We start from the raw sequence: 12961 nt of genomic DNA, 5'->3' as shown, positions 1-12961 counted from the left end.
GGCGTGCAGGGTGGTCACGGCGAGGGGTCACCTTCCGGTACGGGACGGGCGGCGTCGGCGATGTCCTCGGCGGTGCCGAAGGCGCGGGCGACGAGTTCCTCCATGCGCCACACCCGTCGCCGGGCGCCCTCGATCTCGCCGGGATTCTCCGCGTCGAGGACGTGCAGGAACAGGGTGGCCGTCGCCCGGCGCACCTCGATCACGGAGCCGCCGGGGACGTTGGAGACGGCGACGGCGGTGGCCGTGAGCATGAGGTCGCTGCGCACCCGCAGCGGTACGGCCACGACCGCGGCGCGGTAGGGGCCCTTGGCGAAGATCTGCCGGGTGACCTCGACGCTGGAGGAGAACATGTCGTACAGCAGGTAGGCCCCGAGGCGCAGGATGCCCAGGGGGCGCAGCCGCAGGCCGAGGTCCACGGCGGGCAGCGGGAAGGCCAGGCACAGGCAGACCGCGACGACGACGCCGTTGACGAGGTTGGCCCAGGACGGGGTGCCCCACAACAGGATCCAGATGACCGTGAGCCAGCCGACGAGGGGCAGCTCGAGCACGCGTCGGCCGCTGCCCACGCGGAAGGACCAGCTGTAGGGCGAACGGTCGCGGAACAGGTTGCTCACCGGCCGAGCACCGCCTCGATGTAGGGGGTGCGGGCGAGGAGTTCGGCGGCGGCGGCCTCGGTGAAGGTGGTGAGGGGGCCGCCGAGCACGGTGTACGACAGGCCGAGGGCGACGGCGGCGCCGGTCGCCACCAGCATCGGCCAGGGCAGCCGCTTGGTGGTGGTGATGGACTGGCCCAGGAAGCCCGCGGAGACCACGGCTCCCGCGGGCTCCGGCAGCCCGCTGCCGGAGCCGGTCGGCCTTCCCTCCTCGTCCGGTTCGTCGTCCTCGGCGGACTCCAGCACGACGCCCTCCTCCTCGGCCCCGGGTGGCGCGTCGCGCCAGAACGCGAGGTTCCAGACCTTCGCCATGACGTAGAGCGTGAGCAGGCTGGTGGCGGCGGACCCGGCCACGAGCGCCCACGCCCAGCCGCCGCCGTTCTCGATGCCCGCCCGCATCAGGCCGAGCTTGCCGATGAACCCGGACAGAGGCGGGATGCCCGCGAGGTTCATGGCGGGCACGAAGAACAGCACGGCGAGCAGCGGCGCCGTCTTCGCCAGGCCGCCGAGGCGGGTGAGTTCCGTGGTGCCGTCGCGCCGCTCGACGAGCCCGGCGACGAGGAACAGGGTGGTCTGCACGGTGATGTGGTGGGCCACGTACACGATCGCCCCGCTGATCGAGGCTCGCCCGGCGAGCGCGATGCCGAAGACCATGTAGCCGATGTGGCTGATGAGGGTGAAGGACAGCACCCGCTTGAGGTCGGTCTGGGCGACGGCGCCGAGGATGCCCACGGCCATGGAGGCGAGGGCGGCGAGCATCAGCAGGTCGCCGAGGCGGTGGCCGGGGAAGAGCAGGGTCTGGGTGCGCAGCATCGAGTACACGCCGACCTTGGTCAACAGGCCGGCGAAGACCGCGGTGACGGGGGCGGGCGCGGTCGGGTAGGAGTCGGGCAGCCAGGCCGCGAGCGGGAACACCGCCGCCTTGATCGCGAAGACCGTCAGCAGCATCGCCTCCAGCAGGGTGCGCACCCCGAGCGGCACCTCCTGGAGCCGCTGGGCGAGCTGGGCGAGGTTCACGGTTCCCGCGACGGCGTAGGTCATGGCGATGGCGACCAGGAAGAGCACGGAGGAGAACAGCGAGATGATCACGTATGTCGATCCGGCCCGGATCCGGGTCGCGGTGCCGCCGATGGTGAGCAGGACGAAGCTCGCGACGAGCATGATCTCGAAGCCGACGTAGAGGTTGACGAGGTCTCCGGCCAGGAAGGTGCAGGAGACGCCCGCCACGAGGATGAGGTAGGCGGGGTGGAAGACGCCGACCGGAGCCTGGTCGTCGCGGTCGGCCATGCCCTGGCCCAGGGAGTACACGAGGACGAGCAGGGTGACGGCGCTGGAGACGGTGAGCATCAGGCCCGCCAGCCGGTCGGCGACGAGGGTGATGCCGACCGGCGGCGCGAAGTCGCCGAGGTGCACGCTGAGCGGGCCGTGGCGGTCGGCGGCCACCATGAGCACCGCGGAGAGCACCAGGACCGCGCCGAGCACCGCGATGCTGATGAAGCGCTGGAACCGGTGGAGCCGGGGCCCGATGGCCAGCTTCAGGCCCGTGACGCACAGGGGCAGCACGACGGGGAGGGGGACGAGCGCGTTCACCGGAAACTTCCAAGGAGGCCCCGGCCTTCGGTCCCGAGCGGAATCGGCGATTTGTCCGCAGGGCGGACCTCCGGCCTCGGGGCCGGGCAGGCTGCGAGTCGTGCGTTGCGAGAACCAAGCGCGTACACCGTGCTGATCGAGAACCAAGACAGCACATGCGCCTCCAAGTTCGTGGTACCGAACCGGGCTGGTTTCAACCCGGCTGGTGTTGATCGTGGAAGACCTGCCTGGTCGCTGACCCGGCAGGCAGCGTGAGTCAGGAATCTCCCTGCGGCAGTTGGGAGAGGATTCAACTGGTTCCTTCCGTGCCGGCGCCCTCGGGGTCGTCGGGCTGGTCGGGCGGCGTGTGGCCGGAGTCCTCGCCCGGGTGCGCGTCGGGCTCGCGGCCGGTCTCCTCGGGGTCGTTGGAGGGCCCGGCGACACGGGCCGGGGCGGGTGCGGGCCTGCCCACCGCGTCGGTGGTGCCCCGTTCCCGGCCTTCCCGGTAGTCCTCGGGGTCGGCGCCGAGGATGTCGTTCCAGAGGTTCCCGGAGACGTCGTTGGCGCGGGCCTGGTAGGCGCGTTCCTCGCGGACCCGCCGGCGCAGCCGTCTGCGCGCGTCGCGGTAGCGGGCGCGCTGCTCGGCGTCGGCGCCGCCGTCCTCGTCACGGGCCTCGCGGTAGCGGTCGCGGAGTTCGCCGCGCCGGTCGAGGAACTCGCCGCGCAGGGCGACCAGTCGGTCCTCGGTGTCGTCGCTGATCTCGTCGGAGCCGGTGACCTGGTGGCTGCGGTAGGCCATGGCGAGCAGGAAGGCGGTGGTGGCGAGGGTGATGACGATCGCGGTCAGGGCGATGGCCTGGGGCAGCGGGTCGGTGACGCGGTTGCGGATGATGTGCGGGTAGAGCAGCGGTGCGTGGCCCGCGCTGCCGGTGGAGGCGAGGACCAGCAGGTTGACGCCGTTGCCCAGGACGACGGCGCCGAGCAGGATCCGGGTCAGGGACCGGGTCAGCAGCAGGGTGGCCCCGACGGCGTTCAGGACGGCGGCGGCCACCAGCAGGGAGAGGCTCACGGTCATGCGCGGCCCGCATCCGGGCGCGGGGCGGCCCGTTCGATCTGGTGGTCGATGCGGGCGCCGAGGGCCCGCACGATGTCCAGGACCACGCCGAGCACGAGGAGGTAGACCCCGCAGTCGAACAGCACGGCCGTGGACAGGTGGGCGTCGCCCCACACGGGCAGGTGGCCGTGCCAGGTCCAGCCGTGCAGCACGGTGCCGTCGCCGAGGCCGCCCAGCGCGGTCCCGGTGGACAGGAACAGGCCGAGGCCGGTGAACAGGCCCGGCTTGAAGCGCACGGCGTCGGCGAGTTCGTGCCGCCCGCCCGCGAGATAGCGGGCGATGAAGGCGACGCCGGCGGTCAGGCCCGCCACGAAGCCGCCGCCCGGCAGGTTCTCCGCGCACGTCAGCAGGTAGACGGAGAGGACTAGGACGGGGTGGAAGATGAGACGCGCGACCACTTCCAGGACGACGGAGCGGCGCTCCGGGGCGAGGGTGGCACTGGCGGCGAGCCAGGTCCGCTCCGGCGCGCTCTCGTCGCCGCTGGGCAGGCCCGCCGACTCGTACCCGGTCGCCCGCCAGGCGGTGCGCAGTCCGGCGTGCGGATGGTCGCCGGGCAGCGGCAGTACGGGCTGCTCGGCGCCGTCGGCGCGGCGGTGCAGGTAGATGAGGCTGGTGACGCCGATCGCGGCGGCGGCGAGCACGGCGGACTCCCCCATCGTGTCCCAGGCCCGCAGGTCGACGAGGATCGTCGCGACGACGTCCTTCAGACCGTGGTGCGCGGTCTCCTCGACCATCGCCGCTCCGGCGCTGTCGGCCCGGCGGTGCCCCGCCATGATCCACAGGACGACGGCGACGGCGGCGCCGCCCGCGAGCGCCACCGGCATCCGCAGCAGGCGGCGCCACCGGCTGTAGTTCTCCTCGAAGTACACCGGCATCCGGCGCAGCACGAGCACGAAGACGATCATCGAGACGGTCTCCACGCAGAACTGGGTCAGCGCGAGGTCGGGCGCGCCCTGCGCGACGAAGAGCAGCGCGGTGCCGTATCCGGTGAGGCCGGCGAACACGACGGCCTTCATCCGGCGCCGCACGCCCAGGCACAGCAGGGCCGCGGCGCAGGTCAGCAGCGCGACACCCGCCTGGGCGGGGTGGTCCCAGACCCGCGGGGCGGGGACCGCGGTCCAGGGTTCGTCCGCGACGAGCACGGCGATCTGCCCGGCGAGGACGACGCTCATGGTCGTCACGAGGTAGGCCGGCAGCGAGCCGCGCTGCACGAATCCGGTGCACTGCAGGGCGGTGCGCTCCAGTGCGAGCAGTATCCCTCCGAAGACCCGGTCCGCGGAGCGCCAGGCGAGCGCCTGGCCGGTCCGCTGGACGCGGTGCGCGGCGAGGAACAGCAGGACCCCGCCCGCCCAGGCCGCGCAGGACAGGCCGAGGGCGAGACCCGCCCCGTGCCAGAGCGCCAGGTGGTACGGATGGGCGGGCGCGGGGAACTGCCCGGCGTAGGTGCCGAGGAGGCCCTGGAGCCAGGCCACGCCGGGTCCCAGGACGAGGCAGGCCAGGGCCAGCACGGCGGGCGGCGCGAGGAAGGCCGCCGGCACCTGGTGTGCGTCGGTGTCGGGGACGCCGGGTTTGCGGGCGAAGGCGCCCCACAGGTAGCGCAGGGTGTAGGCGGTGGTCAGCGCCGAGCCGACGACGGCCGCGGCGAGTGCCCAGCGGTCGCCGGTGCTGCCGTCCAGGAGCGCCTGGAAGGCGGCCTCCTTGGCGGTGAAGCCGAGCAGGGGCGGTACGGCCGCCATGGACGCTCCGGCGATCACGGCGACGGCGCACACGGCGGGCAGCCGGTGTCCGAGTCCGGAGAGTCTGCGCAGGTCGCGGGTGCCGGTGGCGTGGTCGATGATGCCGGTGACCAGGAAGAGCGGCGCCTTGAACAGGGCGTGCCCGAGGATCATGGCGGTGGCGGCGAGGCCGGTGTCGTGGCGGCCGGCGCCGGTGAGGACGGTGAGGAAGCCGAGTTGGCTGACGGTCCCGTACGCGAGGACGAGTTTCAGGTCGTTCAGCCGCAGCGCCCGCCAGCCGCCCAGCAGCATCGTCACCGAGCCGAGGACGAGCAGGAGCGGGCGCCAGGGTGTGACCTCGGCGAAGGCGGGGGCGAGCCGGGCGACGAGGTAGACGCCGGCCTTGACCATCGCGGCGGCGTGCAGATAGGCGCTGACCGGGGTGGGGGCGGCCATGGCGTTGGGCAGCCAGAGGCTGAAGGGCCAGATCGCGGACTTGGAGAGGGCGCCGACGAGGATCAGCACGATCGCGGTGGACAGCGACGCCGACGGGGGCGGCGGGTCGGCGAGGATCGCCGAGACGCGGTAGGTGTCCGCCTCGTGGCCCAGGAGCAGGAAGCCGACGAGCATGGTCAGTCCGCCGAGCGCGGTGACGGTCAGGGCTTGCAGGGCGCTGCGTCGGTTGCGCTTGTGGTCGCTGGTCTGGCCGATCAGCAGGTAGGAGAAGACGGTCGTCAGTTCCCAGAAGATGTAGAGCAGGACGAGGTCGTCGGCGAGGACCAGGCCGAGCATCGCCCCGGCGAAGGCGAGGAGGTTCCCGGCGAATCTGCCGAGCTGCCGCGAGCGGGCGTCGAAGTAGGAGGCGCAGTAGACCAGGACGAGGGTGCCCACGCCCGCGGCGAGCAGCACCATGAGTTCGGCGAGGGCGTCCAGCCTCAGCGCCCAGTCCACCCGGTAGGCCGGCAGCCAGTTCCACTCGGTGGTGTCGGCGCCGCCCGCGGCCGTCGTGCTCCACCGGGTGGCCGCCCAGACGGTCGCCGCGGCGGGCGGCAGGGCCAGCACGAGGAAGGCGCGGGTTCCCCACCGTCGTACCAGCGGCGCGGCGAACGGCGCGAGCGCGAAGTGGCAGAGGATGAGCGCGGTCATGCGGGGTGGCGGGTGGGCGCCCGGGAGGCGGGAGGACAGGACACCCGACAGTGATATATCGGACATCTCACCAGGACGCCCAGGCACGCCGCGACCCTCGCGATGCCACCGGACCGGCCCCGGGGCGCCGTTCTCGCGGCCCACACGCAGAGGGGCGGTCCCGGATCTCTCCGAAACCGCCCCTTCAACCGCGACTGTCTCCAGTCGGGACGACAGGATTTGAACCTGCGACCCCTTGACCCCCAGTCAAGTGCGCTACCAAGCTGCGCCACGTCCCGTTGCCCGCCTGACCTGGGGTTTCCCCCGGCCGAACGTGCAGGAAAACCATACCGCACTCGGGCCCGTGGTCGCGCATCGCTTTTCGGGGGCGCGGTCCGGGGGCGTCAGCGCTTCGGCGCGCGGGCGGGCTCGGCCGTGTGCAGCGGTGCTGACGTCCCGTCCGAGCCGGCCGCGGCGGCGTCGACCCGCACCAGACCGCGCACCGCCGGTATCAGGAGCAGGGCCGCGCACACGGCGAAGCTCGTCGCACCGGCGACGAGCAGCACGTGGTCGGCGCCGAGAACCGAGGCGGCCGGGCCGGCCAGGGCCTGGCCGACGGGCATCATCGCGAGCGAGCCCGCGACGTCGTAGGCGTGGATGCGGTTGAGGACGTCGGGCGGGACCTGGGTCTGGACACTGGTCGCCCACATCACCCCCCAGAAGGACATGCCGGCCCCGGCGACGGCCGCCCCGCCCGCCATGGCGGGCAGGCCGAGCCCGGCACCGACGCTCGCAGGGAAGGCGGCGAAGCCGACGAGGGCGATCGCGCCGGCCCGGAGCATGCGGCGGGGCCGCAGCCGCAGCGCGAGGAGCCCGCCGACGACGGTGCCGGCGCCCAGGGCGGAGTTGACCAGGCCGTAGGCGCGTGGGCCGTGTTCCCGCACGACCTCGGTGGCCACCAGCGGGACGGTCGGGCCCCAGACTGCGATCATGTAGACGCACCAGACGGCTATGACGCCCCACAGCCACCGGCGCGAACGGAACTCCCGCCAGCCCTCGACGAGATCGGCGCGGAAGGCCTTCGTCCCCCGGCCGGCGACCGCTCGGCTCCCCGGCACGGGCGGGGGCAGGCGGAGCAGCAGCAGGCACAGGGCGCTGACCGCGTACGTGGTGGCGTGGGCGGCGAAGACCCCGCCGGGTGAGGCGAAGCCGACCAGGAGGCCCGCGACGGCGGGGCCCGCGAGCTGGGCGGCGGACTCGGCGACGCGTATCGCGCCGTTGGCGCCCTGGATGTCGGCGGCGAGCCGGGGCACGGTGCTGGCGACGCCGGGCTGGAAGACGGCGCTCGCGACGCCGTTGACGAAGCCGATGGCGCAGATCTGCCAGAGCACGACGTGCCCGGAGAAGAAGAGCGCGGCGGCCAGGGCCTGGGTGCCGAGCCGCACCAGGTCGGAGCCGATCATCAGTTTGCGGGTGCTGAAGCGGTCGGCGAGGACTCCGCCGAAGACGACCAGACCGGCGAAGGCGGCGGCGGTCGCGGCCATGGCGAGGCCGACCGCGCCCGCCCCGTACCCGTGCTGGAGCAGGCCGGCGGCGAGGGCGACGGGCAGCATGGTGTCGCCGAGCCGGGCCACGGCCCGGGCGGTGAAGAACAGCCCGAAGTCCCGCGACCAGACGGCGCGTGCCGCTGCCGCCTTCTCGTACGTGGGCTGCGACGACCTTCCTGCCATCCCGCGCTCTCCCCTCCCCGGCCGCCCCGTCCCGTCGGCCGCCCCGTCCCGTCGGCCGCCCAGTCCCGTCGGCCGCCCAGTCCCTCCGGCCGGCCCCCGTGCGCCGCCCGTCCCGTGCGCCCCGTCCCCACTGATCCGCTCGCGCCGTACGTCCGACAGCCGGAGCCCCCCTCCGGCCCCGGCTGCCACGCACGTCTTCGGATCATGCCACGGGGCACTGACAACGCCCGAGGGGTTTTCAGCCCCCGGTCGCCAGCCCCAGCCGGGGGTGGGCCTCCAGCAGCCGGGTCGGGGCCGCCTGGCGCCAGGAGTCGGCGAGGATGTCGCGCAGCTCGTCCTCGCCCTCCAGGGCGGCGAGCCGGGCCCGCACCCAGGCGAACTGGGCCTCGTGGCCGGCGATCCAGAACTTCTCCGGCTCGGCCAGCACCAGTTCGTCGCGCTCCTCCTTCGGGCAGCGCACCGCGAGGGAGGTCTCCTCCTCGGGCAGCGTCGCGAACATCTTCCCCGCGACCCGGAAGGTGGGCATGTTCCAGGCGGTCTTCTCCGTCGTGTCCGGCAGGGACAGGGCGATACGGCGTACGTCTTCTGCGTCCGGCATGTCAGGCACGGTAACCGCCGCCACTGACAGTCACCCGGCGACGGCGGGCCCGTCGGTCCGCACACCGGCCCGCGCGCCGGCCGGGGTGCCGATCTGCCCGCCGGCCTCCCCGCCGACCTGCTTGAAGTAGAGCGTGGTGGGCCGCAGTTCCCCGCCGGGGTCCGCCGCGTAGTCGGGGATCGTGCCGGCCCGGGTCCACCCGGCGGAGCGGTACAGGTGCTCGGCCGGGCTGCCGGTCTCGGTGTCCAGGTGGAGCAGGGTGAGGCCGTCCGCCGCGGCCGCCTCCTCGGCGGCGGTGAGGAGCGTGCGGCCCAGTCCCCTGCCCCGGGCCGTCCGGGCCACCATGAGTTTGACCAGCTCGGCGCGGTGGCGGCTGTTGGGCTTGTCGGGCAGGGCGAGGCTCACCGTCCCGGTCGCCCGGGCGCCGTCGTGCGCCACCCAGACGGCGAGCCGCCCCGCGGCCACGGCGGCGACCCGGTCGCGCCACCAGGCGACGGCCTCGGCGCGGTCCAGCGGAGCGAGGAACCCGACGGACGCGCCGCCGTTCACGGTGTCGGTCAGCAGCTCGGCCAGGTCCTCCAGCAGAACGCCCAGCCGGTCGGCGTCCACGCGGCCCACGGTCACGGCAGCACCACCGCCAGCACGTAGCGCACGTCCCCGGGGCCCGCACACCGGAACCTGGTCGGTCCCCACACCCGCATCCGGAGGCAGTCCCCGGTGCCGAGGTGGTGGGCGACGTCCTGGGCGGTCACCTCGAGTGCTCCTTCCAGGACCCAGATGTGCTGCTCCAGGCCCGGCACGGGCGGCCGGTCGTAGGCGATGTCGGCGCCGGTCGCGAGCCGTCCCTCGACCAGTTCGCCGCGCAGTCCGGCGTGCGGCGGGGACACCGACCGGCGGGTGAACCCGGCGGAACGGTCCTCCCACAGCGACTGCTCGGCGGTCCGCACCAGCAGCGCGGGTTCCGCCTCGACCTCGCTGAGCAGCCGGGACATGGTCCGTCCGTAGACCGCGCACAGGCGGTTCAGCAGGGAGGCGGTGGGGCTGATCTCCGCCCGTTCGGCCCGGGACAGCGTGGACCGGCTCACTCCGCTGCGTTGCGCCAGCTCTCCCAGCGACCAGCCGTGTTCGACCCGCAGCTCGGCCAGCCGGGCGGCGAGCCGCGCGTCCACGAGATCGGGAGCCTCATCGATTCCTCTCATATCCGGGACGCTATCCCGAATATGAGACGGCCGTGTTACGGGAGCCTCACGCCCGGGCCGCCTCGGCGAGCGCGTCAAGCACCGGGCGGATCAGCGGGTGCTCCTCGGCTCCCCGGCGTACGGCCGCGAAGACGCGGCGGGTGGGCGCGACCCCGTCGACCGGGCGGACGACCACACCGGTGAGGTCGGTGCCGAGCAGAGCCGAGCGCGGGACGAGCGCCACACCGGCGTCGGCCGCGGCGAGGGACACCACCGCGCGGAAGTCGTCCGAGGAGTGTTCGAGGCGGGGCTGGAACCCGGCGTTCTCGCAGGCCAGCACGACCACGTCGTGGCACGGATTGCCCGGGTAGGGGCCGATCCAGGGGTCCTTGGCCAGCTCCGCGAGCGGCACCTCGTCGGCGTCGGCGAGGCGGTGGGCCACCGGGACGACCGCGTCGAAGGGCTCGGCGTACAGGGAGACGTGGGTCAGACGCGGATCGTCGGCGGACGGCGCCCCGCGGTACTCGACGGCGACGGCCACGTCGACCTGCCGGTCGAGGACCATCGGCAGACTGGCGTCGCCCTCCGCGTCCTGGACGCGCAGCCGAATGCCGGGCGCCGACGCGGCGAGGCGGGCCAGGGCGGGCGCGACGACGAGGGCGATGCCGGTCGCGAAGGAGGCGACCGTGACCGTCCCGGCCGCGCCCGAGCTGTACGCGGCCAGCTCGGCCTCCGCCCGCTCCAGCTGGGCGAGGACGGCGTTGGTGTGGCTGAGCAGGATCTCGCCGGCCGGGGTCAGCCGTACGCCCTTGGCGCCGCGCTCGACCAGGCGGTGCCCGGTCTCCTGCTCCAGGGCGGCCAGCTGCTGGGAGACCGCCGACGGGGTGAGGTACAGCGCGGCGGCAGCCGCCGTCACGGTGCGGTGGTCCGCCACCGCTCGGAGGATGTGCAGCCGCCGCGCTTCGATCACGGGATCGATTCTCTCAGGTCACCGGCCGTTCAGGCGGCGAGCTGCTCCCGCGCCGCCACGAAGGCGTCCACCGCGCGGTGCACGTCGTCCGTCGAGTGAGCGGCCGACAGCTGCACGCGGATGCGGGCCTTGTCCTGCGGCACGACCGGGTAGGAGAAGCCGATGACGTAGACGCCGCGCTCGAGCAGCAGCTCCGCCATGCGGCCCGCCTTCGACGCGTCGCCGATCATGACAGGCGCGATGGCGTGGTCGCCGGGGAGGATGTCGAAGCCCTCCTCGGTCATCCGGCGCCGGAACAGGGCGGTGTTCTCGGCGAGCCGCACGCGCAGGTCGTCGGCGGACTCCAGCAGGTCGAGCACCTTGAGGGAGCCGGCGGCGATCACCGGGGCCAGCGTGTTGGAGAAGAGGTACGGCCTCGACCGCTGGCGCAGCAGGGCTACGATCTCGGCGCGGGCCGCGACGTAGCCGCCGGAGGCGCCGCCCAGGGCCTTGCCGAGGGTGCCGGTGATGATGTCGACGCGGTCCATGACGCCGTGCAGCTCGGGGGTGCCGCGGCCGCCGGGGCCGACGAAGCCGACGGCGTGCGAGTCGTCGACCATGACCATGGCGTCGTAGCGGTCGGCGAGGTCGCAGATCTCGGCGAGGGGGGCGACGTAGCCGTCCATGGAGAAGACGCCGTCGGTGACGATCAGCTTGCGGCGGGCGTCGCCGGCGGCCTTGAGCTGCGCCTCCAGGTCGGCCATGTCGCGGTTGGCGTAGCGGAACCGCTTGGCCTTGGACAGCCGGATGCCGTCGATGATCGAGGCGTGGTTGAGGGCGTCGGAGATCACCGCGTCCTCGGGGCCGAGGAGGGTCTCGAAGACGCCGCCGTTGGCGTCGAAGCAGGAGGAGTAGAGGATCGTGTCCTCCTGGCCGAGGAACGCGGCCAGCCGGGCCTCCAGTTCCTTGTGCACCTCCTGGGTACCGCAGATGAAGCGCACGGACGCCATGCCGTAGCCCCAGCGGTCCAGGGCCTCGTGGGCGGCGGCGACGACCTCGGGGTGGTCGGCGAGGCCGAGGTAGTTGTTGGCGCAGAAGTTGAGGACCTCGCCGGGGCGGCCGCCCGCGGTGACGCTGACGGTCGCGGACTGCGGGGTGCCGATGACGCGCTCGGGCTTGTGCAGGCCTGCGGCGCGGATCTCGTCGAGGGTGGCGCGCAGGTCGTCGCGCACGGAGTCGAACATCTCAGAAGCTCCTGGAGATACGGGAGGTGGAGGTGGCTTACGCGGTCCAGAGGTGGCTTACGCGGTCCAGTCGAGGACGACCTTGCCGCCCTTGCCGCCTGCCGCGTCGGCGAACGCGGCCTCGAAGTCGCGGTGCGAGTACCGGCCGGTGATCACGGGGGCGAGGTCGAGGCCGCCCTCGAGGAGCACCGACATGGCGTACCAGGTCTCGAACATCTCGCGGCCGTAGATGCCCTTGACGGTGATCATCGAGGTGACGATGCGGGCCCAGTCGACCGGGAACTCCTCGGACGGCAGGCCGAGCATGGCGATCCGGCCGCCGTGCGTCATGTTGGCGATCATGTCGCGCATGGCCTCCGGGCGGCCGGACATCTCCAGGCCGATGTCGAAGCCCTCGCGCAGGCCCAGCTCGCGCTGCCCGTCGGCGATGGTCGCCTTCGACACGTTCAGGGCGAGGCTCGCGCCGATCTTGCGGGCGAGGTCGAGGCGCTCCTCGCTGACGTCGGTGATCACGACGTTGCGCGCCCCGGCGTGCCGGGCCACGGCGGCGGCCATCAGGCCGATCGGTCCGGCGCCGGTGATGAGCACGTCCTCGCCGACCAGCGGGAAGGACAGGGCGGTGTGCACGGCGTTGCCGAACGGGTCGAAGATCGCGGCGACGTCGAGGTCGACGGGGACGCGGTGCACCCAGACGTTGGTGGCGGGCAGGGCCACGTACTCGGCGAACGCCCCGTCCCGGCCGACGCCGAGACCGATCGTGGCGCGGCACAGGTGACGCCGTCCGGCCAGGCAGTTGCGGCACTTGCCGCACACCAGATGGCCCTCGCCGCTGACCCGGTCACCGGCCTTGATGTCGGTGACGTCCCGGCCGGTGTCGACGACCTCGCCGACGAACTCGTGCCCGACGACGAGCGGCGTGCGGATGGCCTGGCGTGCCCAGCCGTCCCAGGCCCGGATGTGCAGGTCGGTGCCGCAGATGCCGGTGCGCAGCACCTTGATGAGTACGTCACCGGGTCCGACGACCGGCTCGGGGACGTCCGCGAGCCAGAGCCCGGGCTCCGCCTTCTCCTTGACCAGCGCCTTCAAC

At 73.3% G+C, this 12961-nt stretch carries 11 protein-coding genes and 1 tRNA gene; all 12 read right to left on the bottom strand.

Annotated features, from left to right (window positions below; all coding sequences use genetic code 11):
- Nucleotides 1–14 precede the first annotated feature (14 nt).
- Nucleotides 15–614, bottom strand: coding sequence for a Na+/H+ antiporter subunit E (locus tag ACGH7X_RS33895; RefSeq protein ID WP_399892690.1), 600 nt, complete (start codon nucleotides 612–614; stop codon nucleotides 15–17).
- Nucleotides 611–2242 carry a Na+/H+ antiporter subunit D gene (locus ACGH7X_RS33890; protein ID WP_399892687.1) on the bottom strand — a complete coding sequence of 544 codons (1632 nt, stop codon included), beginning with the start codon at nucleotides 2240–2242 and terminating at the stop codon, nucleotides 611–613. The genes ACGH7X_RS33895 and ACGH7X_RS33890 overlap by 4 nt, the downstream gene beginning before the upstream one ends.
- 289 nt (nucleotides 2243–2531) lie before the next feature.
- The gene (locus ACGH7X_RS33885; protein WP_399892685.1) at nucleotides 2532–3296 is read right to left on the bottom strand and encodes a Na(+)/H(+) antiporter subunit C; all 765 of its coding nucleotides are present in this window, start codon (nucleotides 3294–3296) and stop codon (nucleotides 2532–2534) included.
- Nucleotides 3293–6196 (bottom strand): Na+/H+ antiporter subunit A, encoded by a 2904-nt coding sequence (locus ACGH7X_RS33880; RefSeq protein ID WP_399897529.1) that lies wholly within the window; start codon nucleotides 6194–6196, stop codon nucleotides 3293–3295. Before ACGH7X_RS33880 ends, ACGH7X_RS33885 begins: the two co-directional genes overlap by 4 nt.
- Nucleotides 6197–6400: 204 nt before the next feature.
- Nucleotides 6401–6474, bottom strand: a tRNA-Pro gene (locus tag ACGH7X_RS33875).
- Between the two features lie 105 nt (nucleotides 6475–6579).
- Nucleotides 6580–7905 carry an MFS transporter gene (locus ACGH7X_RS33870; RefSeq protein WP_399892682.1) on the bottom strand — a complete coding sequence of 442 codons (1326 nt, stop codon included), beginning with the start codon at nucleotides 7903–7905 and terminating at the stop codon, nucleotides 6580–6582.
- 238 nt (nucleotides 7906–8143) lie between these two features.
- The gene (locus ACGH7X_RS33865; protein WP_399892679.1) at nucleotides 8144–8503 is read right to left on the bottom strand and encodes an MmcQ/YjbR family DNA-binding protein; all 360 of its coding nucleotides are present in this window, start codon (nucleotides 8501–8503) and stop codon (nucleotides 8144–8146) included.
- Between the two features lie 30 nt (nucleotides 8504–8533).
- Nucleotides 8534–9127 (bottom strand): GNAT family N-acetyltransferase, encoded by a 594-nt coding sequence (locus ACGH7X_RS33860; RefSeq protein ID WP_399892676.1) that lies wholly within the window; start codon nucleotides 9125–9127, stop codon nucleotides 8534–8536.
- The gene (locus ACGH7X_RS33855; RefSeq protein ID WP_399892673.1) at nucleotides 9124–9702 is read right to left on the bottom strand and encodes a helix-turn-helix domain-containing protein; all 579 of its coding nucleotides are present in this window, start codon (nucleotides 9700–9702) and stop codon (nucleotides 9124–9126) included. Before ACGH7X_RS33855 ends, ACGH7X_RS33860 begins: the two co-directional genes overlap by 4 nt.
- Before the next feature lie 46 nt (nucleotides 9703–9748).
- Entirely contained in the window at nucleotides 9749–10651 is a 903-nt protein-coding gene (locus tag ACGH7X_RS33850; protein WP_399892670.1) for a LysR family transcriptional regulator, read from the bottom strand.
- A 29-nt stretch (nucleotides 10652–10680) separates the two neighbouring features.
- Nucleotides 10681–11874, bottom strand: a complete 1194-nt coding sequence (locus tag ACGH7X_RS33845) for a glycine C-acetyltransferase (RefSeq protein ID WP_399892667.1) — start codon at nucleotides 11872–11874, stop codon at nucleotides 10681–10683.
- A gap of 57 nt (nucleotides 11875–11931) precedes the next feature.
- The gene (gene tdh, locus ACGH7X_RS33840) at nucleotides 11932–12960 is read right to left on the bottom strand and encodes an L-threonine 3-dehydrogenase (RefSeq protein ID WP_399892664.1); all 1029 of its coding nucleotides are present in this window, start codon (nucleotides 12958–12960) and stop codon (nucleotides 11932–11934) included.
- Nucleotide 12961: the final 1 nt, after the last annotated feature.

The organism is Streptomyces sp. BBFR51, assembly GCF_044591655.1.
GTDB lineage: Bacteria > Actinomycetota > Actinomycetes > Streptomycetales > Streptomycetaceae > Streptomyces.
Note: the sequence above shows the minus strand (reverse complement) of the source record. Positions and strands in the feature narration are given on the sequence as shown.

What these genes read in the sequence shown, in the direction of transcription:
- ACGH7X_RS33845 (WP_399892667.1), bottom strand. Translation starts at nt 11,874, where the DNA reads ATGTTCGACTCCGTGCGCGACGACCTGCGCGCCACCCTCGACGAGATC.
- ACGH7X_RS33880 (WP_399897529.1), bottom strand. Translation starts at nt 6,196, where the DNA reads ATGACCGCGCTCATCCTCTGCCACTTCGCGCTCGCGCCGTTCGCCGCG.
- ACGH7X_RS33885 (WP_399892685.1), bottom strand. Translation starts at nt 3,296, where the DNA reads ATGACCGTGAGCCTCTCCCTGCTGGTGGCCGCCGCCGTCCTGAACGCC.
- ACGH7X_RS33870 (WP_399892682.1), bottom strand. Translation starts at nt 7,905, where the DNA reads ATGGCAGGAAGGTCGTCGCAGCCCACGTACGAGAAGGCGGCAGCGGCA.
- ACGH7X_RS33855 (WP_399892673.1), bottom strand. Translation starts at nt 9,702, where the DNA reads ATGAGAGGAATCGATGAGGCTCCCGATCTCGTGGACGCGCGGCTCGCC.
- ACGH7X_RS33865 (WP_399892679.1), bottom strand. Translation starts at nt 8,503, where the DNA reads ATGCCGGACGCAGAAGACGTACGCCGTATCGCCCTGTCCCTGCCGGAC.